General features: G+C 30.8%; 11 protein-coding genes. 6 read left to right on the top strand and 5 right to left on the bottom strand.

All coding sequences use genetic code 11. From position 1 onward, the window contains the following. The first annotated feature begins 217 nt into the window (after positions 1 to 217). The 3 genes from PUD86_03790 (at position 218) to PUD86_03780 (ending at position 12,868) form a co-directional block, all read left to right on the top strand. Positions 218 to 4,939, top strand: a complete 4,722-nt coding sequence (locus PUD86_03790) for a cobaltochelatase subunit CobN (protein ID MDD6776397.1) — start codon at positions 218 to 220, stop codon at positions 4,937 to 4,939. A gap of 144 nt (positions 4,940 to 5,083) precedes the next feature. Further along, positions 5,084 to 9,196 carry a right-handed parallel beta-helix repeat-containing protein gene (locus PUD86_03785; GenBank protein ID MDD6776396.1) on the top strand — a complete coding sequence of 1,371 codons (4,113 nt, stop codon included), beginning with the start codon at positions 5,084 to 5,086 and terminating at the stop codon, positions 9,194 to 9,196. A gap of 201 nt (positions 9,197 to 9,397) precedes the next feature. Beyond that, positions 9,398 to 12,868, top strand: a complete 3,471-nt coding sequence (locus PUD86_03780) for an Ig-like domain-containing protein (GenBank protein MDD6776395.1) — start codon at positions 9,398 to 9,400, stop codon at positions 12,866 to 12,868. Between the two features lie 428 nt (positions 12,869 to 13,296). Here the strand turns inward: PUD86_03780 and dnaJ are convergent, their stop codons facing one another. The 3 genes from dnaJ to PUD86_03765 all read right to left on the bottom strand — a co-directional run bounded on the left by dnaJ (position 13,297) and on the right by PUD86_03765 (position 17,049). Beyond that, positions 13,297 to 14,442: a molecular chaperone DnaJ gene (dnaJ, locus tag PUD86_03775; GenBank protein MDD6776394.1), complete on the bottom strand. Its 1,146-nt coding sequence runs from the start codon at positions 14,440 to 14,442 to the stop codon at positions 13,297 to 13,299. A gap of 131 nt (positions 14,443 to 14,573) precedes the next feature. Then, positions 14,574 to 16,448, bottom strand: coding sequence for a molecular chaperone DnaK (gene dnaK / locus PUD86_03770; protein ID MDD6776393.1), 1,875 nt, complete (start codon positions 16,446 to 16,448; stop codon positions 14,574 to 14,576). Between the two features lie 37 nt (positions 16,449 to 16,485). After that, positions 16,486 to 17,049, bottom strand: a complete 564-nt coding sequence (locus PUD86_03765) for a nucleotide exchange factor GrpE (protein ID MDD6776392.1) — start codon at positions 17,047 to 17,049, stop codon at positions 16,486 to 16,488. A 243-nt stretch (positions 17,050 to 17,292) separates the two neighbouring features. Between PUD86_03765 and PUD86_03760 the strand changes: the two genes are divergently transcribed. After that, positions 17,293 to 17,859 carry an ArsR family transcriptional regulator gene (locus PUD86_03760; GenBank protein ID MDD6776391.1) on the top strand — a complete coding sequence of 189 codons (567 nt, stop codon included), beginning with the start codon at positions 17,293 to 17,295 and terminating at the stop codon, positions 17,857 to 17,859. Between the two features lie 23 nt (positions 17,860 to 17,882). Here PUD86_03760 and hypF read toward each other — a convergent pair whose 3' ends face one another. Continuing rightward, complete coding sequence (gene hypF, locus PUD86_03755) at positions 17,883 to 20,123, bottom strand: carbamoyltransferase HypF (protein MDD6776390.1); 2,241 nt, start codon at positions 20,121 to 20,123, stop codon at positions 17,883 to 17,885. Positions 20,124 to 20,178: 55 nt separating this feature from the next. Here hypF and larB point away from each other — a divergent pair, with 55 nt between their 5' ends. Further along, positions 20,179 to 20,940 (top strand): nickel pincer cofactor biosynthesis protein LarB, encoded by a 762-nt coding sequence (larB, locus tag PUD86_03750; GenBank protein MDD6776389.1) that lies wholly within the window; start codon positions 20,179 to 20,181, stop codon positions 20,938 to 20,940. A 1-nt stretch (position 20,941) separates the two neighbouring features. Next, complete coding sequence (locus PUD86_03745; protein ID MDD6776388.1) at positions 20,942 to 21,505, top strand: GNAT family N-acetyltransferase; 564 nt, start codon at positions 20,942 to 20,944, stop codon at positions 21,503 to 21,505. Here the strand turns inward: PUD86_03745 and PUD86_03740 are convergent. Further along, positions 21,494 to 24,001 carry a CDP-glycerol glycerophosphotransferase family protein gene (locus tag PUD86_03740; GenBank protein ID MDD6776387.1) on the bottom strand — a complete coding sequence of 836 codons (2,508 nt, stop codon included), beginning with the start codon at positions 23,999 to 24,001 and terminating at the stop codon, positions 21,494 to 21,496. The genes PUD86_03745 and PUD86_03740 overlap by 12 nt on opposite strands. Positions 24,002 to 24,004 lie beyond the last annotated feature (3 nt).

Below are 24,004 nucleotides of genomic sequence, written 5' to 3'. Positions count from 1 at the left end.
CGTATTACATATTTAAAGGTATCTAAAATGTGTTAAAGTAGACTGAATTATTTTAATATTAAACTTAATTTCAATAAACTTTATATGTTTTTAAATACAATTTAATTTCATAGTAGATTATAAAATATTGCTATATGATTGATTGTAAAAGGGGGTGAAAATCACGAAAAGATTAAGCAATAAACTATTATTTACATTAGGTATATTAGTTTTAGTCATGTTTTCTTTAAGTTGTATTTCAGCGCAAGATAATGAAACTGTATTGGATGCTTCAGCTATTGAGAATGATGTTAGTGAAATTTCTCTATTACAGAGTTCTCAGGTTGATAAAGAGATTTTAGGCGCATCTAACAATGTAATTAAAATTAATGTTAAGCATCATTATAATAAAACTGCCAATACTTGGAATGAAGACGGTTATGCTTTAGAAGGTGCAACTGTTAAATTGTTTGATTCCAATAATAAATTAATTTCAACACATAAAACTGATTCTAAAGGTTCAGTTATTATTAAAAATTTAAATGCAAAAAAATACTACGTTGAAGTTAGCTATGCAGATTTTGAATCTAAAAAATCTAATTTATTGGATTTTACAAGATATTCAGGAACTTATGAAGGTTCATTTGATTTTATTCCAGATATCTTGTTGGTAGTAGATTATGCTTCTGCTCACACAGAAAAAGTAAATGCATTAATGGAGATGTCTAAAAGAGTAGCTTTCATTGATACAAGAAACTATGATTCATCTAGGGAATGGTTATTTGGATATGCAAAATTTGTTCATATTGACATGTTTGCTGAAGGAGTTTATTCTTCTTTAACTGCTGAAAAATTAGGTAAGTTGCTTTCTGTTTGTCCGGCAAACTTTAACTATAATGTTGCATACACATTTGGTGTTTACAGTGATTCAATTTTAAGTTCAACTGGATTGAAAATTGTTGGTGCAAACGATAATAAGAATACTTTCCATACTGTAGAAAATACATACATTGGTTCTTATTTCCAATCTGAAGATATTGAGTCTCAAGATATTTTGCAGCATAATATGGAGAATTATTTGAAATATGTATTTTACTTAATTGATCCATCTAAATATACAAATCCGACTCTTAATGATGCTAATGCTCCTATGATGGGGCCTGAATGTGGTTTTTATCATCCTGATTTAGGTATTTTTACTATTTATCCTGAAGGTAGTTTAATTAACCAATGGATTAAAAACAATCCAGGTTATGACAGTGATGGTAAAGGTAGTCTAAATTGGATGGTTCAAGATTATGCACAATGGTTTGCAGATGTTTTAGACCCAACTACATTATATAAACAATTTGAACAGGAATTCATTGACAAATTATCTCCACAAAAGAACTTTATTGTTATTGCATCTTACTACTGTGGTGGAGATGTAGTTGATTCTTTAATCAGAGGTTTTGAGGAAGTTGGTAGACCAGCATTTAATGTCTTTAAATTTTCCACAGATCCATCTATGTCTTCAATATTAAACAAAATCAGTAATATTTCATCAATAGGAATCTCTTCTATTGTTTCATTATATTCCTGGTCTTTAAGTTACAATAATGGTTCTGCTGAAGGAGATTTATCAGACATTGATGTTGAAGTACTCAAAGGTGTTAATGAAATTTCAAAAAATAGTTATGAAAGTGAAATTGGACCTCAAACTGAATGGACTTACTCTGTAACATATCCAAGTTTTGAAGGTGTGTTCAGTCCTATTATCTTATCATATGTGGATGATAATGCTAAAGTTCATGTAATTCAGACTGGTGTTGATAAAATGGTTCAGCTTACTAGTAAATGGGCTGATTTGAAGGATTTAAACAATTCTGAAAAAATCATTTCAATTGTTCTTTATAATTACCCACCTGGAAAAGCTGAAATCGGTGCGTCTTATTTAGATGTTCTCCAAAGTACATACGATTTGCTCATTAAATTATATGATTCAGGTTACACAACCTGTGATATACGCAAAGAAATGAATATCACTGAATTTACCAATTTGTTATTCGATATGGGTAACAAAGGTTCATGGGCTGGTGGATTACTTAAAAAATATGTTGAATCTAACTGGGATGAATTGGTTAAACACAATCAATTAATTTCAATGGATCAATTCCTTGATTTGACTGATGATCTTCCAGATAGTTTATTTGAACAAATGGTTTCACAATGGGGTTCTGGTCTAGGTAAATCTATGGTATACACCGCAGATGATGGAAATCAGTATCTTGTCATTCCAGGTATTTGGTTTGGTAATATTTTCATTACTTATCAGCCAAGTAGAGGATGGGAAGAAGCAGACATTAATGAAGTCATTAATAATTTCCATGATTTGACATTACCTCCTCATCAACAATATGTTGCATTTTATGAATGGATGGATAAAGTTGCACATGTAAATGCAATTGTTAGTATGGGAACACACGGAACATTAGAATGGTTACCGGGTAAAAACCTTGGTGTCGGTTCTGGTGACTGGTCTTTTGAATTAACAAAGATTCCAACTATATATCCATATATTGTATCTAACCCTGGGGAAGCTATGATTGCAAGAGATAGAAGTTTAGCTATGCTTATTACTCACATGACTCCTGCAATTGTAACATCTGAGTTATATGGTCAATATGCTGAATTAAATAATTACATTACTTACTACAAAGATCAAATGAAACTTAATGTTACTTCTAATGCTGATGAATATAAACAAAAAATCATCAAATTAGCTCCATCATTAGGTTTTAAAGCTTATGACAAGTCTACTTCATTTGATAAGTGGTTAGATGATTTGCATTTGTACCTTGAAAACATGGGCGATGACTTCATGACTTATGGTTTACACACTATAGGTAAAATTTTAACTGGTGAAGAATTATCTGGGGAAGTTGTTACAATTGTTACTTCTCAAACTAAAATTTATAATCAGATAATGGAATTCTTATATCCTAACTTAAAAGGTAAAGATTTCTATAAGGATATTCAAGGCAGTGTAAAATACGTAAATGAACGTCATGCTGTTGAAGCATTTATGAAAAACTTCGCTGATGCTTTAGTTAACGGTTCATCTGTTGATGATTTTGCTAACCTATTTGGTATAAGTAAAAATAGTTCATTATATCAATCTATGAGTTATGCTCAACAGGTTATTGTAAATATCCAAAACAATAATGAGTGGAATGCTATTCTTACTGCATTATCTGGTGGATATGTTAAAGCAGGATTATTTGCAGATCCAGCATACGGAGATTCAATTCCAACTGGTAGTGATGGTTATGCTTCAGATTCAACAAGAATGCCTTCTCAGGCAGCTTATGAGTCTGCAGTTAAGATAGTTGATTTGTTACTTGCTAATTATTATGAACAGCATGGTAAATGGCCTGAAATGAATGCATTAATCTTATGGGGTACTGAAATATCAAGAACTGAAGGTATTGGTGTTGCTGAATTCTTATATTTCTTAGGTTGTAAACCTCAATGGTCCAATAATGGTAAAGTTGTTGGTGTTGAATTAATCCCATTAGAAGAATTAACAATCAAATTAAATGATGGTTCTGTTGTAAATAGGCCTAGAATTGATGTATATGCAAGTATTGTTACAAGTAATAAAGACTGGCTTACCTGGATGGTTAGTGCAACCAAATTAGCAGCTAATGCTAATGAAAGTGCAAAGGATAACTATGTAATTAAACATTATAAAGAAAATCCTACTCTTGACAGGTTATTTGGTCTTCCAGGAAATATTCTTGAAGGAACTGGAATGAGTACTCTTATTCCTAACACTGCAAACTGGAATATTACAACACTTAACGAAGCTTGTTTGAATATTTACCTTGAAACTGTTTCATTTGCATGGACTATTGATGAAAATGGTGAAATCAGTATCAACAAACAGAAAGACACATTCAAGTATCTTCTTACTAAAACAGATTTAATCACACAAAACTTAGATAGTACATGGAGAGTTCTTGACTCTGATGATTACTATGATTGGTTTGGAGGATTATATAATGCTGCTTCTCTTTTAAGAGAACAAGCTGGTTTGAAAAGACCTGATACTGCATTTGTAGATATCCGTGATAAAAATCGTTATGTTTCAAGAACATATGAAGATGAACTTGAATTCGAAATCAGAACTACATTCTTAAATCCTAAATATATCACTCCGCTTAAAGGTACTGCGGCTGGTATGAACTGGATTGCTACAAGAATGCAAAATGCATTTGGTCTTTTAACTGTTAGTAACAATAAATTGAATTCACAATTAGGTAATCAAATGGCTGATGTTCTTTTAGACCTTGCTAGTGGTATAACTGACTCAAGTACTTCATACGGTATCCAATCATCTCTTGCTCATATGATTTATATGGCTAATCAGGGTACTTGGGATGCTGATAGTAAATTAGTTGAAAAGCTTGCAAATGAGTATATGAATCAAGTTCTTCAATATGGTGTTGCATGTTGTCACCACACTTGTAAAAACTTAGAATTCAATATGAAAGTTATTCAGGCAAGTTCTTTAACTGAGGCTCAAAAAGCTGAATTTGCAAAAATGTTGGCTGAAGCTACTAATACTGATCCATTATATGAAATGGAAGATGGTGGTAAAAATGCACATGAATTAGTTAATGGTACTGATGCTACTGAGCAATCTAGTAGTGCTTCTGGTGGGGCAACATCTGCAGGACAAGATATGTCTCAACCTGCTGCTGATGCAAAAACTGCTGCTGAATCTCAAAGTTCCAGTTCTTCAGCAGGAGAATCACAAGCTAATGCTTATGAATTATCTCAAAGTTCAGCTTCCAAATCAGCAAGTTCTTCTGAAGCTAGTATGCCTATATTCATCATAATTGCTATTATTGTTTTAATTGCAATTTTTGTAGTTGGATATGCTAAAAAAGACGATGAAGACTTTGATGATTATTAATTTAGTCATCTTTTTTATTTTTTTTAAAAATTACTTTTTTTTATTTTAGAAATTTTTAAATATACTTTAATTACTAATATTATTATATATTGGATTATTTTTAAAATATAATTTATTTTAAATTTAATGTGATTGGGGTATATTATGGTTAAAAAATTTAATATTTTAATAGTTTTATCAATGCTTTTATTTTTATCCATATCCTGTGTAAGTGCAAGTGAGGATATGAATACTACTTTAAGTGTTGATGAACCGGTAATTTTGGATAGTTCATCTTCTGATGATGTGCTTTCAAAAAGTACTATTCATGAGATTGATTCAAGTAACTATTCAAGATATTTCAGTAGTAATGGGAAATTAATTGCAACTGATGTTAACTCCGGTGATGTTCTTAGTTTTACAGGAAACTGGAATAATGCTAAGTTTAATATAGATAAAAAGTTAAGCATTGTTTATTCTCAGGACACTCCTATGAAAAATTGTGTTTTCACTTTAACTGAGGAAGCATCCGGAAGTTCAATAATCGGTTTGAAAATTACTAACACTGTTGATAATTGTTATGGAATTTTTTTAAATGGTGCTAGTAACTGTATTATAAAAGATTGTTATATCAATAATACTGGTCAGGCATCTTATGCATTGTGCATTGCTAATGATGCAAATTATAATGTTGTTAATGACAATGTATTTGGTTGTTATGGTATTACATATGGTATGGGGACAAGATCAACACCTGCTGTTCTTATTTCTGGTGCTCATTATAACAATATTACAAACAATCGTGTTGAAGTGGATGATGCAAACGGAATTTATTTATCCAGCTATGAAGGAGGGCCTTTAAAAGGTGGGGACTCCAATTATAATTTCATTTACAACAATACAATTAAATGTAATGTTTTACCAACCTCATGGGCTTATGGTATTCAAATAATGGGTTCATACAATGAAATTAATTCTAATAGAATAATTGGTACTTTTAAGGGAATTTCTACTTCCAAAGGTCATAATAAAATTATTAATAATAGAATTATTAACTTGACTGGTGCTGATTATAATAATCCTGGTGTTGTAGTTGGAGGAGAACAAGCTATTGTTGGTGCTTCAAATTCAATAATTATCAACAATACAATTGAAAATGCATTAATTTTAAGTTCATTTTCTGCAATTTATGCTGGTAGTAATTCTGTAGTTGAAAACAATGTTGTTAATGTTATTTCTTCTGCATATGGTATCCAGGCAGCTGGAGATAATGTTTTAATTAAAAGTAATGATGTCACTACCACTTTTGGAGCAGGTATTTATTGTAAAGGTAAATTCTTTAACATTTCCATTGTGGATAATACTGTTTTAAGTAAAAATGGAACTGGTATTTTCATTGATAAAGAAAGTGACAAAAGAAGACCTGGAAACATAACTATTACCGGAAACAGTATTGTTGCTAAAGATTATTTAATCAATGCAAAACAAGCAGATTCTAACACTGTTAATGTCATTGAAAATAATGCTGGTAGGGGAACTATTTTAACTCCTGAAGGTTCTTATGATCCTTCCAAACCTAAGTATATCTTTAATGGAACTACTCATATTGTAACTCCTGAAAACTATCGTGATTACTTTGATGTTGGTGGAACATTAACTCCTTTAGTTTCAAGTGGGGATATTCTCTATTTCGAAGGAGAATTTGTAAATCTTGGTGTTTTATACATTAACTCAGCAATTAAATTAACAGGACAAAATCCTAAGTTTTACAATACCACATTCAGATTGTCTGATGGTGTATGGGTTGAAAACTTAACTATTAAAAATAAAAACTGTGCGAGGATTAATGCATGGGGAATTCTTGTCTACAATACTAGAGGTGCGACAATAGCTAACTGTGATATTGATGTAACTGACCCAAATGCAGCATATGCAATATATGTAGTTGAATCAAGTGATGTTGATGTTATAAGTAATAAACTAACCTCAAGTGGTGATTATTTAACTTATACATTACTTGCTATTTCAGTTGAAGATTGTACTTTCATTGATAATGATATTCACACAATCGGAACTGGTATCGCACATGGATTTGACAGTAGTCACTGTGTTGATGGTAGTTCTTCATGTGTAGATGGTTCTACCTGTGTTGGTGGGGATTCTGTTTGTACTGATGGTTCTACTTGCGTTGATGGTTCTACCTGTGTTGGTGGGGATTCTGTTTGTACTGATGGTTCTTCTTGTGTTGGTGGGGATTCTGTTTGCAGTGATGGTAATACATTAACTGGAAATCATGTTTTATATGAAGTTTACAGAACTTATGGTATTTTAATGGCATATTCATCTGGATGTGTTGTTTCAGGAAATAAAGTAAATGCAACTTCTAAATTAAACAAAACCTCTTACACAAGCAATTCATCTGGTGTTCACAATAATATATCTACCAATTCTATTGTAGGTATTGACTTGTACTATGATAGTCATAATAACATCTTTTCAGATAATTACATCTACATAAAAGCTAATGACAGTTATATCTATGGTATGGGTGTATTAGGTTATTACACTGGTCATGAAGCTCCTGAAGGAAAAGACGCTACTAATAACCAATTCATTAATAATGTAATTGTTTTAGAAGGAACTTATTTCGTTCAAGGTTTAATAATTGGTTCTGAATCTAAAGATACTGTTCTTATTGGAAATAATGTCAGTGCTAAATCTCAAAATTATTCCTATGGTATTAATTTGGAAACATCTCAAAAATCAATTATTCAGGACAATATCTTTGTATTAAATGCTGATGTTGTTTATGGTATTGAATTATTCAATTCAAACAATAATGATATTAGTGGAAATGCTTTTGATATAACTGCTAAACAGGCTTATGGTATGGCATTTTCCAATTCAGCATACAATTCAGTTATTAACAACACAATAATGAATAATGTTACTGGCGAGCCAGTAAACTTCAAAGTCTATGATTCAATTGGAAGTGGTGTTGGGGCTATTTATCTTAAATCCAAATCAACTAACAATATTATTAAAGACAATAATTTTACCTCAATCAAAGGTTATGCAATTCTTGTTGATGATTTGGCTGTTGATAATGAGATTGCCAATAACTATTTAAAATCTGAAAAAGGCCAAGCTAACTGTGCTATTAACAATACTAATGGAAATATTGTTGAGGACAATTATGTTTATCTTTTCAATGGTGTTATGCCAGATATGATCATTAAATATTTGGAAAATGGTTTAATTACTCTTGATATTGGTGTAGATGGGGTATTGGTCAAATTCTATGTTCAAGGTGAAGAAATCGGTCAGGCAGTATCTTCAAACGGTGTTGCTACATTGAATTACAAGTTTGATGAAACTTTCACTCCTGATGCATATTATAAAATTGATGCTATCGCATCTAAAGAAAACTATTTGACAAAAGAGTTTACTTCAATATTATTCATCCAAAAAGGTTCTCTTGATATTACACTTAATGGAGTATCAGCATTTCCTACATCCAAAGGTAATTTCGTAGCTACTGTTAAGGATAGCTTTGGAAATCCTATATCTGGACTTACAGTTAAATTCTATAGAGTCCAAGGAAGAAATGTTTTCATTGGTGAGGCAAAAACTGATAAAAATGGTGTTGCAACTCTTAGCAGTGTAATTCCTACAATCAGCGTAGGTAATTATGAAATAATTGCAATGGTTGATGATGACTATTTCCAACCAGCAAATAAATCATCTACTTTAAAAGTAACCTATAAACCTGTAATTACCATCTATAAAGCAAATCCGGTTTACTACGGAAATGTTATCAAATACAAAGTACGTGTTAAAGATGATACTGGTAAATATGCAGTCAGTAAAGCAGTATCTATTAAAGTAAATGGTAAAACTTACTCTGTTAAAACTGACAAATACGGATATGCTTATTTGTCTCTTAAATTGAAAGCTGGAACTTATACTGTAACTGTATCCTATAAAGGTGTTTCATCTTCAAGTAAGATAACATTTAAACCAACTTTAATAGCTAAAGATATGGCTGCTAAAAAGTCCAAAACAGCTAAGTTTACAGTTAAACTTGTATATAAAAACGGAAAAATCTTAAAATACAAAAAAATTACCTTTAAAATTAATGGTAAAACCTATAGTGCAAAAACTAACAAATATGGTGTAGCTACTTTGTCTATTAAATTATTGAAAGTAGGTAAATTCACTATTACATCAACATATGGTGGATGTACTATATCAAATAAAATAACTGTTGTAAAATAGTTATTTTTTCTTTTCTTTTTTTTCAAATATATTTTATTAATGTTTAAATACTCTTAATTACAATTATTAATTGTAGTCAATTAATTTAAAAATTATATCATTTAATCTTGACTATTGGCTTATTTAATATTTTTAAATTGGGGTGTAATTATTAAAGGAAAAAAATTTATTTTCTCTTTGATTTTACTTTCAGTAATATTATTGTCTTCTAGTTGTGCTTTTGCACTTGAAGATAATGCTACTGTAAGTAATGTGGAGATAAATGATGATAATAGTTTAACTATAGATGATAGTTATCTTTTATCTGAAAGTGATGAAACACAGTCTGTCGTAACTAAAGACACATTTTATAATTACTTTGATGCTGAAGGAAATTTATTAGATTCAGTTACTAGTGATGAATTGGTCTTTAAAGGCGATTTTACTGGTCTTGATGTTAATTATATAAGTATTTCTAAAGCTATCAAATTAACTGGTGATAATGTTGCATTAAATAATGTTGCTTTTGTTATCGCTGGTGATAATGTTGTAATTGATGGATTTAACTTTACTCATTCTGATTATGCATTATTTACATTATATGGTGTAAGTGGTGTAACATTATCTAATAATGTAATCAATTTCAATGCACTTGAGGGTAGTAGTTCATACGCTATTCTTGCAAACACTGTTAGTGACTTAAAAATTATTAACAACACATTAAATTACGTTGGTAACACCGATGGGACAACTGTTAATAATGCTATTTTTGTAACTGGTGATGAAGATTCGGAAATTGCAGCTAGTGGAATTGTAATTGAAGGTAATATATTCAATATTGAAATTCCTTCTGTTGCTGTTGGTTATGATCCATTAACTTATGCTCCTGAAGTAATGTCTGAAGGTATTGTATTCTATTATTGTGATGATGTAAAATTCAATGATAACCGTCTTAATGTAAAATACAATAAAGTTTCAGGTGATTATGATACTATTTACGCATTAAGTGTTAGAGGAAATCCTTTCAACTTCATATCTGATGAGCCTATTGTTTCTTCAAATATTGAAATTACTAATAATGTGATTAATGTTACTGGTAATAACTATGTATATGCAATTTTATTATCTGCTGAAGAATTTGTTATCTCAGATAATGTGATTGATGTTGTTGCTGATGCTTATTATGCAAACGCAATTTCTATTGAAGGTCCTTCATCTGATGGTGACGTAAGTGACAATTTAATAACTCTTAAAGCTCCTAATGCTGTTTATGGTATTTATTCCTACCAATTCAATGGAGCTGTTAAAGATGTCGTATACTCCAACAACACAATTGCTGGTGAAGCTTACGCTGCTTGTGGTATGGAAATTGTAGAAACAAACACCAAAATTACAGACAACTCTATTGTTATGAATGGTACTTATGCATTTGGTATCGTTTCAAGTGTAACTAAATCTGGAGAAATCAGTGGTAACAATATTCTCGTTATCGGAACTAATGATGGAGAAAATGCTGTCGGAGATTCATTATTATCTAAAAATACTTTTGGTATTTCTGTTAAAGGTAATATGGCTATTGGAGAAAATTATGTAAACTCTACTGGTATTGGTATCAACCTTGTTGGTGGAAAAGATATTTTCATAAACGATAATGAGATTTATGTTGATAATGTTGATGATGTTGAAAGTTATGCTATTTGTGCAAATGGTGTAAACAATTTAAACATTGAAGATAATAAAATAGTATTTGTTGGAAACACTTCCGGTGCTGCTGTTAATAATGCTATTCTTGTATCTGGTGATGATGAAGATGAAATAGCTTGTACTAATGTTACTTTTAAAAACAATGATGTTGATATTAGCTTACCTTCTGTAGCTGTTGGATATGACCCAATTACTTACGAACCAACTATTGCTAGTGAAGGTATTGTTTTCTATTACTGTAATAATTTAACCATTACAGACAACCGTATTAATTTAAAATACAATAAAGTTAGTGGTTCTTATGATACTATCTACGTTGTAAGTATCAGAAGTAATGCTTATATTTATGATTTCGATGATGACTTCAACTTAGTATATCCTATAGTAAGTTCAGGTGTTGTAATTTCTAATAATAACATTACTGCAGAAGGTCACTCTTATGTTTACGGTCTTTACTTAGCTGCTGATAATGCTACTGTTAGTGATAACAAAATTAATGTTAAATCTGATGACTATTATGCAAACGGAATTAATGTTGATGCTTTATCAACCAATGGAATTATTAAAAACAATGAAATTAATGTAGTTGCTCAAAAAGCAGCTTACGGAATTTGTTCTGCTGATTACATGGGTCCTATCGAAAATATGACCTATGAAGCTAATAAAATTGAAACTAATGCTTATGCTTCATGTGCAATTGAATTAATGGAAGAAAATCCTATTGTATCTCAAAATACTATTTTTGCATATGGTAATTACACATATGGAATTGTCATAAGTATCAAAGGTGAAGCAATTATTGTTGATAACGTAGTTGGTACTCATGGTAGTGAAAATGGAACTGATGGTACTGGTGATTCTTTATTACCTAAACAATCTTTAGGTATTAGTATCAAAGGAGATGCATCAATTAGCACTAACACTATTGGTACTTCTGGTATTGGTATTAAAGTTTTAAATGGTGATGTTGATATTATTTCTAATGAAATTACCACTCTTGGTGACTACACTATTTATGCTAACGGATCTGATTTAACCATCAAAGAAAACTACTTAGTATCTAAAAAAGCTGTTGGTGTTAATTCTATTATCTCAGATAACGGATTTGTAGCTTCTGATAACATTCCTTCAATCAAAACTGTTATCTTTGCTCCGGGTGTATCTACTGTATTTAATCCTAATGGAGTATCTTTACCTGTAACTGTTTATGATGAAAATGGTGAAGCTATTACTAATGCTTTAGTAAATGTAATTGTTAATGGTGTTTCTTATACTGCAACTACTGATTCTAAAGGTGTAGCTAATGTTGCACTTAATTTAAATGCAGGTAACTATGATGCTTTAATTACTTACTATGGTAACGACACCTACGGTCCTAAAACCGTTAACACAGAAATTACTGTTACAAAATTATCCAGTAAAATTATTGCAAAATCTTCTGTTGCTGTATTCTTAACTACTATAAAATCTGGTTACTACTACAACATTGTATTAAAAGATGTAAATGGTAATGTTTTAGCAAATCAAGATGTAAATGTAACCTTTAATGGTAAAACCAGTACTTACACTACTGATGAAAACGGTACTATTAACGTTAAACTCTCAGCTACTAAAGCTGGAACCTACACTTTAAACGTTGCATTTGACGGAGGCGACAACTACGCTGCTTCCAGTTTAACTTCCAAAGTTGTTATTACTAAAAAAGCAACTAAAGTAGTGGCTGCTAAAAAGACTTTCAAAGCAAGTACTAAAACTAAAAAATACACTGTTGTTTTAAAAGATGCTTCTGGTAAAGTTATTAGCAATGCAAAAGTTACCATTAAAGTAAACGGTAAAACCTACACTGCAGTAACTGCTTCTAACGGTAAGGCTACCTTTAAAATTACTAAATTAACTAAAAAAGGAACTTACTCTGCTGTAGTTAAATTTGCAGGAAACACTTATTACAAAGACAGTTCAAAAGCTGTTAAAATTGTTGTTAAAAAATAGGGATTTTTAATCCTTATTACTTTTTTTATTTTTCATACACTTATAACTTGAATTGTATTGCTATTTTGATATTGATTAAGAATTTCAAATATCTGGTTTGCTATTTTAGATATTTTTTCATAACTATTAATTTAATCATCCGTTTAATTGATTATTCGGGGGTTAAAATTTTATCAGGATTTTAGTTTAGATTATGCTTTTTTACAAAAATTAGAATATTTTTAGAAAATGTATGCTTTTCTGATATATTACTAAATTCTTTTGAATCATTTTCGAAATAGGGCTTTAGAATTTTAAATATATGTTATATGAAATTACGTATATTTTTAAAAAATAGTTATTTAATAATACGTTTAGTTAATTATTTGATGGTTTGGATTTGTGGTAATTTGTGAAAAGTAAAATGAAAGTAAATTAGATGTTCTAATCTACTTCATTGCATCTTTAACTCTGTCAAAGATTCCTTTTTCAACATGTTTAATTTCATCCCCACTTGCTTCAGCAAATTCAGTAAGTAGGTCTTTTTGTTTTGAACTTAATTTTTTAGGAACAACAACTGTAACTGTTACATAGAGGTTTCCTCTGATGTTGTGTCTAACTGAGTTCATACCTTGTCCTTTTAATTTGAAAACAGTTCCGCTTTGTGTTCCAGGAGTAACTTTAAACTCGATTTCTTTTCCTTCAATGGTTGGGATACTAATTAAATCACCAAGTGCTGCTTGAGGGAAACTGATTTGTTGTTCTAAGTATAAGTGGTCTCCTTCACGTGTGAATCTTTTATCTCTTTTCACATGAATTGTAGCAATTAAATCTCCTTCAAGGCCTGCAGATTCTCCACAATTTCCTTCACCGGAAATTCTTAAGTGGTTTCCTTCGTCCACACCTTGTGGGATTTCAATTTTAATTGTTTTGGTTTTTCTTATGCTACCTTTTCCGTGACATTCTTCACATGGATCTGTAATAAGCTTACCAGAACCTCCACAATCTCTACATGGTCTTACATTAACCATTTGTCCTAAGAATGTGTTATTTACTTCTTTGATTTGTCCAGTTCCTCCACATGTTGGACATGTTTTAGGAGTAGTTCCAGGTTTGGATTTAGATCCTTTACAGGTAGGACATAATTCACTTCTGGTAATTTTTATTTCTTTTTCGCATCCGTTGAATGCTTCTTCTAAAGTTATTGGTATTTCTGTGTAGATATCTGAACCTCTTTGAAGGCCAGCTCTTCCACCTCTGGAGCGTCCGCCTCCACCAAAACCGAACATTTCAAAGATGTTTCCCATATCAAATCCTTGGAAAATATCTTCAAAGTTTACATTTTGATAGAAGTCTTCAGCACTAAATCCATCCATTCCTGCATGACCAAATTGATCGTATCTTTGGCGTTTATCATCATCGGACAAGACAGCGTAAGCTTCACTTACTTCTTTAAACTTATCTTCTGCATCCGGTTCATCACAAACGTCTGGATGGTATTTTCTGGCTAATTTACGATAAGCTTTTTTAATTGTCTTTTCATCAGCAGATTTATCTACTCCAAGAACTTCATAATAATCACGCTTGTCTGCCATTTATTCACCCTAGTAAAAAATAATTTTAAAAAAAATAGATAGAAAAAATAATAGTTTTATCCATTGTCAGTTTATTGATTGATTCTGATTTTTTATTAACCTAACAATGAAATAAAACTGTGTTATTTAATCTAATCTTTAACTTCATAGTCTGCATCAATTGTGTCATCATCTGCGTTTTGTGCACCAGCGTTAGGATCAGCACCTGCTTGTTGTTGTGCTTGTGCTTCAGCTTGTGCTTGTTGGTAGATTTTTGCACCAATCTCTTGAATTACATTGGATAATTCATCGGATTTTGCTTTAATGGCATCAATGTCATCGCCAGCTAGAAGATCTCTTAACTCTTTTACAAGTCCTTCAATTTGTGATTTTTCATCTTCAGATACTTGATCTTTGAGTTCATCTAATGTTTTTTCGGAAGTGTAGATTAATGAATCTGCGTTGTTTCTGACTTCGATTTCTTCTTGTCTTTTAGCATCAGCATCAGCGTTCATTTCTGCTTCTTTGATTTTTTCTTCGATTTCTTCATCAGATAATTTGGTTGAGGAAGTAATGGTAATTGCTTGTTCTTTACCAGTTCCTTTATCTTTAGCAGTTACATTAATAATACCGTTAGCGTCAATATCGAAGGTTACTTCGATTTGTGGAACACCTCTTGGTGCAGGTGGGATACCTACGAGTTGGAAACGTCCAAGGGAAGTGTTGTCTGCTGCCATTTTTCTTTCTCCTTGTAATACGTTAATATCTACAGAAGGTTGGTTATCTGCAGCTGTGGAGAATACTTGGCTTTTCTTGGTAGGAATAGTAGTGTTTCTTTCAATTAAGGTAGTAGATACTCCACCTAAGGTTTCAATACCTAAGGATAATGGAGTTACGTCTAAAAGAACGATGTCTTTAATTTCACCAGCTAATACTCCTCCTTGAATAGCAGCACCCATGGATACACATTCCATAGGGTCAATACCACGTTCTACTGGTTTACCAATGAATTTTTCAACATATTGTTGTACAATAGGCATTCTGGTAGGTCCACCAACTAAGATGATTTTGTCAATTTCAGATTTGCTCATTTTTGCATCATCTAATGCTTGTTGCATTGGTTTTCCGGATCTTTCTACAATGGAATCAACTAATTCTTCTAATTTTGCTCTGGTAAGATCAATAATTAAGTTTTTAGGAGTTCCGTCAGCACCCATTGCGATGAATGGTAAGTTAACTTGAGTAGTGGTAGTAGTGGATAATTCGATTTTTGCTTTTTCAGCAGCTTCTCTTAATCTTTGTACTGCTTGATCGTTATCCATTAAATCGATACCTTCTTTGGTTTTGAATTCGTTAGCTAAGTATTGGATTAATACGTTATCCATATCAGTACCACCAAGTTGGGTATCTCCACTGGTAGCTCTTACTTCAAATACTCCTCCACCGAATTCCATAATGGTTACGTCTAAGGTACCTCCACCTAAATCGTAAACCATAATGTTCATATCTTCATCATCGTCAGATTTATCAAGACCGTATGCAAGGCTTGCTGCGGTTGGTTCGTTTACGAGTCTTACAACGTCAAGTCCAGCAATAGTTCCTGCATCTTTGGTTGCAGTCCTTTGGTTGTCGTCAAAGTAAGCAGGTACAGTAATTACAGCTTTTTCTACAGGTTCTCCTAAGAATGTTTCTGCATCTTTTTTAATTTTTTGTAAGATAAATGCGGAAATTTCTTGTGGGGAGTATTCTTTTCCGTTTACGGTTACTTTGTGGTCAGTACCCATACTTCTTTTAATTGCGCTGATTGTGTTTTCTGGGTTGGTTACAGCTTGTCTTCTTGCTGGTTCTCCTACTAACATTTGACCATCTTCAGTAAATGCAACGTAACTTGGGAAAGATTTACCGTATTGGCTTGCTCCTTCTGCTGAAGGGATTGCAGTTGGTTTACCTCCTACAAGTACAGATGCTGCAGAGTTACTTGTTCCTAAATCAATTCCAATAATTTTTTCTTTTTTAGTATCAGACATAATTATCACCTAATTTTTTATAATAAATCAATAAACATTATTTTTTACAAACAATAACTTTTGAGTATTTAAGGACTTTATCTTTGTACATGTATCCTTTCATTAATTCTTCTATAATATAATCATTTTCAACATCATCGGATTTTTGAACAATCATTGCTTCATGTTTGTTCAAATCAAATTTTTCTCCTTTTGTTGGAATTTCTTCAATTCCTTCTTTTGTTAAGATGTCTTTGAATTTATTATAGATGAGTTCTACACCTTCTTTTAAGTCATCATCATTTTCGATTTCTAAAGCTCTACCGAAATCTTCGTAACAGTCAAGAAAATCTTTTATTATATCTTCGTTTGCGAATTTGATAAGATCTTTATTTCTTTTATCAGTAATCTTTTTGAAATTTTCGAAATCTGCTTGAAGTCTTTGTGAAAGTGAAATGTATTCTTTGGTTTCTTCTTCTTGTTTTTCAAGAGCTTGTTTAACTTCTTGCAATTCTTTTTCTTTAAGTTCTAATTCTTCAAGAAGTTCTTCATATTTTTCTTGAATATCTTGAGATTCAACTTCGCTCTCAACTTCAGGTTCGTCTTTTTTTTCGTCAGTCATATTTGCACCTTTTGAGGTTGTTTGAAAAACTTTGTAATAACTTTTACTACGAGAACTCAAACTTCTTGGGCTTTAATATTGGTTTTTGGGAATTTATGGACATATGGGAAAATGGTTCATTTATTCAAAGTTATTACATTGAGTTTTTCATAACCAAAATATTAAAGTAACCAAAAGTTATCTTTCTCTTACATTATTATAGTAACAAAAAGTTATATAAAGGTTTCGATATAATGTATAATCATGGTTAGAAATGATGACATTAAAAAAAATAGTAAAAATGTCAATTCTTCTAATGGCCGAATAGAAATTAACGGAAACTATAATGACCAATTGGGAGGGATTGACAAAGAAGACATCCTTGATGTAATGGGTTGTAAGACTAGAAGAGATATTATAAATCTTTTAAGAGAAGAACCTATGTTTGTTAGTGAAATCTCAAATGAATTGGACATTGGTCAAAAGGCAATTATAGCTCATTTACGTGCTATGGAAGACATAGGAATTTTAAATTCTTCATATAAGAAGATTTTAAGAGGTCGTCCACGTAAATACTATGATTTACAAAACGAAGTTAATATTCATATTACTATTAATAGAAATACTTTTGATGTTAACTTGTCTGAAGATATGCTTAATACCTTACAGCTTCCATCAGGAGATGAATGGTCTAAATTATTAGACATTGAAAAAAGAATCGATGATGGACAACTTGAAGCAATTGAAGAGTTGAAAAATCAAATAAGATTGTATGGTAATCTTAAGGAAAGGGCTGAGTATATTCTTGAGAGAACCTTAAAAAATAGATAATTTTAATGGTTTTTAACCATTTCTTATACTTTTTTTGCAATTATTGCCTGACCAAGAGATACAGAACCGTCTCCTGCACAGGTATTTTTATGCTGGATGAATCTAAATCCACTATTTTCCAAATAATTTTTAACAGTATCTGTAATAGCTTCATTATAAAATACTCCACCGGTTGCTCCAATTTCATTAATGTTCTTTTTATTAGCAGCAGTAATTGCAAGTTCACATAATCCACGTGCAACAGCATTTTGTCCAGCAGCAGCAACATCTGCCTTTTTTTCTCCATTTTGATATAATCTAACAACTTCTTTTAATATCTCAGTTGTGTTTAAGACATTATCTTCAATAATAATTGGGATTTCTATATCTTTTGTGGAGTAATATGCTGCGGATTCAAGTTTCATTGAACATTCTCCTTCGTATGTACGTTCATTACATATTTCAAGAGCAACAGCCATGGAATCAAGAATTCTACCTGTACTTGTTGTTTTACCAACATTAATTCCAGCATTTATTTGCTTGAATATATTTTTTATTTCAATTTCACCATATTTGAAATAATCAGAGTAATTTTTAATTAACTCTTCATCATTTAATATACTTGCAAGCATTCTAGCAGGATATTTTGTAGCAACATCTCCTCCAGGCATTAATTGAGGTTGTAAGTGTCCCATTCTCTCAAAGCTTTTAATATCAGTATATAGGATTTCTCCACCCCAGCTTGTTGCATCACTTCCATAACCTACTCCGTCTGCAGTTATTACAATCATTTCATCAATTTCATTGTCATTAGCTAGAGCGGTGGAATGTGCGTGGTGATGTTGAACTGGTAATACTTCAGCGCCGTATTTTTCAGCTAATTCGTAAGCAAGTCTTGTTGTGAAAAAATGAGGATGCATATCACATGCGATTATGTCAAATTCATTGATTTTTGTGATTTTTTCCATATGTTCAATAGCCTGTTTAAGGAATTCCAATGTTTTTGGTTTATTTGTGTTTCCAATATGCTGTGAAGGATATACTGTATCACCTTTTGCAATTGCAAATGTAACATCAAGTTCAGGACCTAATGCAAGTACATTAGCTTCATTTACTTCATAATTTATTTTATAGTGCTCAGGTGTATATCCACGTGATCTTCTGATAAATGACATTTCATTGTTTCTAAATCTAATAACTGAATCATCACATCTGTTTAGGATTTTACGGTTATGTACAAGTGAATAATCATTAACTCCGTTGATGATATCTTTATTTTTAATCATCATCGGTTCTCCAGGAATATTTGCTGAAGTCATAACGTAAGTATCAATATCTCCTTCATCAAAAAGCAAATAATGCATTGGGGAGTATGGAAGCATCACACCAATATTGTGAAGTCCTGGAGATAAACTTTTAGGGAATTTATATCCATCATTTTTCTTTAAAATCACAATAGGTCTTTTATTTGAAGTAATTGTTTCAATTTCTTTTTTTGTTAATTGAGCATAACTTTGAGCAGTTTTTAAATCTTTACACATTACTGCAAAAGCCTGATTTGGACGGTTTAGACGTTTTCTAAGCTCTTTTATTGCTTCATCATTATAAGCATCAACTGCAAGGTGTGTTCCACCAATTCCTTTAATAGCTAAGATTTTACCTTCTTTTAATTTATCTGCACCTAGTTTAATTGGGTTTTCTGTCTCAATTTTTGTTTGTCCTTCATAGATTTCCATTTTTGGTCCACAATCACTGCAGCATATTGCTTCTCCGTGGTAACGTCTGTTTAGAGGTTTTGTGTACTCTTCTAAACACTCATCACATAATGGAAATTCATCCATAGATGTTCTTATTCTGTCATATGGAACATTGTCAATTACTGTAAATCTAGGTCCGCAGTCAGTACATGCATTAAAAGCATATTTATAACGTCTGTCAGTTGGATTGCGTATTTCTTCAAGACATTTATCACAAATAGCAACATCAGGTGGGATAATACTAATTCCAGAATAGGAATCTTCACTTTCAATAATTTCAAAATCAGAGTAAGCATTGTTTTTGATTGATTCTACATCCATAGTATCAATTCTTGCAATTGGAGGTAATTCTTTTGGAAGTCTTTCAACAAATAAATTGCTGTTTTCACCTTCAATAACGATTTCAACAACATTTCCAAGGTTTCTGACATAACCTTTAAGATCTAATTCACTTGCCAATCTATAAACATATGGTCTAAATCCTACACCTTGTACAATTCCCTGTGTTAAAATCTTCAATGCTTTCATTAAATTATAATATTGTAAGTTAAATTTTATATAATTTTATCTTAAATATTATATTATGAAAGATATTCTTGAGAGATTAGTTGAAGGGAAAGTCAGTATAGATGAGGCAGAAAAATTAATCAATGCAAATCATATTTTGGAATTTGATGAAGTTGCCAAGTTTGATGTTAAAAGAAAAAACAGAACTGGTTTTCCTGAAGCAGTTTTTGCCCAAAGTAAAGATTATGATGATTTACTTTTAATTATAAGAGAATATATGAATTCTGATAATGATAATTTAATAATTACAAGATTATCAAATGAGAGATATGAGAATATCTTAAAAGATTTAGGTGAAGACACTTTTATTTATGAATATAACAAAAAGGCTCAAATCCTTATTATAAGAAAAGAAGTCATAAAAAGACAGCCTCGCGCAAAAATAGGAATTATGACTGCGGGAACCTCTGATATTAATGTTGCAGAAGAAGCACGTGTAATTGTAGAGGAAGGTGGATGTGAAGCTATTACATCATATGATATTGGTGTTGCAGGAATCCATAGATTGTTTCCACAAATTGCAGCTATGATTGAAGAGGATGTTCGTGCAATCATTGTTTGTGCTGGAATGGAAGGGGCATTGCCTTCTGTTGTTGCAGGACTTGTAGATGTTCCTGTTATTGGTGTTCCAACTTCTGTAGGTTATGGTGTTGGCGAAGGAGGAAGAGTTGCTCTTGATGCAATGCTTCAGTCATGTGCTCCAGGAATTGCTGTTGTAAATATTGACAATGGTTTTGGAGCAGGCGTATTTGCACTTACTATCGTTAACGGTGATTAATTTGAAATATGTAAATTTTGATCCTAAACTCCATGATACTTATAAAGTTGCCAAATATGTTTATGATGTTGATTTTAGAACTTTTGATATGTTGTTTAAAGATGAAAAGCAGGCTATTTTAACCATTGAAAAGGATTTAAAAAAGCATAAACCTGAAAGTAATTTCAAAGTAATTCTTAATGATGATGATGAGCTTATCGGTATGTTAATGGCATACATATCTAAAATGTCTATTATTGAATTCAGATTAAAACCATTGAAATTAATTATTGTAGATATTCTTGACTATTTTGTTTTATGTGATGTTAAAAAAGGAGATTTGTATGTTGCAGAAATTGCAATAGATGACTCCATGAGAGGTCAGGGCTTAGGCAGAAAAGTCTTAAGTGATGTTATTGACTATGCTAAAGCAAAAAACCTAAACCGTGTTACATTGGATGCTGATTTTAGAAACACTGGTGCTAAAAAGCTTTATGAAAAAATTGGATTTAAAATTTTCAATAAAAAAAGAGTTAAAATTGGAAGTTTTGAAAGAGGAATGCAAAATATGGAATTAATCCTTTAATTTAATTTCTTTTATTTTATCATACACTCTTTTGGAGTTGTTTTTATCATTGAAATGGAAAAATTCATTTATTCTTCTATCATATTCTTCTTTAATTTTGCAGTTGTTTTCCATATATTCGATTATTAAATCTACTAATTTTTCTTCACAATCCACAACTTCTCCAAATCCCATAGTTTCATAATCAAAATAGCTATTTTCTAAATCAAAATGATAATCTTTGCTGTAGTGATAATATAATATTGGTTTGTGGAGATATGCAAAATCAAAAGCTACTGAAGAATAATCAGTAATCATTAAAGATCCGTTATTAAAGAATTTCTGGTATCTTTCTTTTTCATAATCTATTTTGACATACTCATTTTTATCAAATAAATCAATAAACCTGTAAACGTTAGGATGTGGCTTAAATATTATTTCATATCCTTTTTGGGATGCAATTTTAATTAATTTTTCATTATTGATTAATGAGTTAAATGTTTTGAAAAATTCACTTTCTTTAATGTATTCTTTGGATTTTTGATTTAAATCTTTTCTCCATGATGGCATTATAACTATTTGTTTTGCATTTTTCTTACTTTTTAGATAGTCATATCTAGGAAAACCAAGTAATTGAACTGTATTTTCATCATAGTTGTAAGAATATTTAAAGATTGATTCATATTCTTGATTGGCTGAAGTAACAAACAAAGATAAATTCATGTCTGCTTTATTTAACCAACCTGAAACATCATCCTTTGTGATACCATGCTGTAAAAACATGGTGTTTGATTTTAATAATCCTGCAAAATACGGATAACCTCCCCAGAAAGGATAGATAATTCCATTATCCGGATGTGAAGTTATGATATTTGTAACAAACATGCCTAAAAAACGATGTTTTAGAGATTTATGGGAAATAACATTACCAATCTTTTTAATTTCATTATAATCCTTGCTTTTTGAACTTATAATGAAATATTTGGATATATCATCATCCTGTTTAACAGCATATTTAAAAAGTGCTAAACCGTTATCATCTGCTTCGTCAGGGCGATCCATAAAAAACCATATTTTCTTATTTTTTAAGAAAGGATAGCTAAGCATATATGCAACTCTAAATGGAAAAGCTTTGATAAATTCAAAATCATGAGATTTAATTAAGTTTAGTGAGCTTTTTATTTCCTCTTTAATCCATTTAAGTGAAGTCTTACTTTTAATTGAAATGTAATCTTCTTTTAGAATACTTAGATACTGTTTGGTTTTAGCATAACCAATTTTTTTGGAGAAGTTACATGGTCTTGAAAAATCAATATGTAAGTTTTTATCTGATTGTTTAAATTCAAGTTTAAACTTCTCTTTAGTGTTAATTGGAATTTCACACTCAAATGAACAGTCTTTTATAATGTTATGACCAAGAATATGGTCGTATTTATTATCAAAGCTAAACTTTTTTGTTTTAATTGCTTTTCCATTTACTAAAACATCAACATCTTTTTTGATATTTTTCATATTGGCTAAAATATGGAGTTTATTGTCAATAATATCGTAAATGTCAATAAAAACAGTATTAAGGTTTAATTTTTCCATTAAGTCGTTATCCAAGCTATCATATTTTAATAAGAATGATGCTGTTTTAAGTTCATCGCTAAGTAATGAGCTATTAAGGAGAGTCTCATCATCAATGCATCTGATAATTTCTTTTAATTCAACTAAGGGGATATCTTCCTTGGTTTTTTTAACAGATAAAATCCATCTTAAATGATTTATAAAACTAAATTGAATGAATTTTGGAATTTCTCCAAATTGATCAAGACATTTTTCTTTTAAATTAATAAAATTGTATTTAATGAATTTTTCATACTCTTTTAAGTAGTATGGATTGTTGTTTGCAGGATAAATTTTTTCATCAATATTTTGTGCAAAGTATTGTGCATCACTGCAAATTCCTAAATAAGGATTATTAATCAATATTTCACTAAAAAAGCTAATGTTTTCATTAGAGACATCTAAAAATGAAATCTCATTTGCAGATGTCTTTTTAAAAAATGTGGATAATCCTAAATATTGGCAGTAATGTGGATTTTTAACTAAATCAACGTTTAAATTATCTTTAGGAATTAAGTAATGTTTTTTATATAAAATGGGAAGTAAAATAACATCTAAATTATTATTTGCATTAGAAAACTCTAAAAATTTTGATAATGACTCACTTGATAGTGTGTCGTGAGGTTCTAAAAATCCGATAAATTTCCCACGTGCGTTTTTAACTACATTGTTTTTTGCATCAAAAATAGCTATTTCACCTAACTGGAAATATTTAATGTTTTCAGGATATTTGGAGATGTATTTTTCAGTTATCTTTTTAGTGTCATCCTCACTGTTGTTATCTATAATAATAATTTCAGTATTTCTTTCAAAGTCAAGGGTTTGATTAATTATTGATTCTATGGATTTATTTATTCCCAATTCAGAATTATGAGTTGGGATTATGATTGAAAACTCAAAATTATCCATATT

The sequence above is a fragment of the Methanobacteriaceae archaeon genome, assembly GCA_029219465.1.
GTDB lineage: Archaea > Methanobacteriota > Methanobacteria > Methanobacteriales > Methanobacteriaceae > Methanocatella.
Note: the sequence above shows the minus strand (reverse complement) of the source record. Positions and strands in the feature narration are given on the sequence as shown.

Coding starts and splice junctions, on each gene's coding strand:
- PUD86_03790 (MDD6776397.1), top strand. CDS start 218: ATGTTTTCTTTAAGTTGTATTTCAGCGCAAGATAATGAAACTGTATTG.
- larB (MDD6776389.1), top strand. CDS start 20,179: ATGAAAGATATTCTTGAGAGATTAGTTGAAGGGAAAGTCAGTATAGAT.
- PUD86_03765 (MDD6776392.1), bottom strand. CDS start 17,049: ATGACTGACGAAAAAAAAGACGAACCTGAAGTTGAGAGCGAAGTTGAA.
- PUD86_03785 (MDD6776396.1), top strand. CDS start 5,084: ATGGTTAAAAAATTTAATATTTTAATAGTTTTATCAATGCTTTTATTT.
- PUD86_03760 (MDD6776391.1), top strand. CDS start 17,293: ATGGTTAGAAATGATGACATTAAAAAAAATAGTAAAAATGTCAATTCT.
- hypF (MDD6776390.1), bottom strand. CDS start 20,123: ATGAAAGCATTGAAGATTTTAACACAGGGAATTGTACAAGGTGTAGGA.
- dnaJ (MDD6776394.1), bottom strand. CDS start 14,442: ATGGCAGACAAGCGTGATTATTATGAAGTTCTTGGAGTAGATAAATCT.
- PUD86_03740 (MDD6776387.1), bottom strand. CDS start 24,001: ATGGATAATTTTGAGTTTTCAATCATAATCCCAACTCATAATTCTGAA.
- dnaK (MDD6776393.1), bottom strand. CDS start 16,448: ATGTCTGATACTAAAAAAGAAAAAATTATTGGAATTGATTTAGGAACA.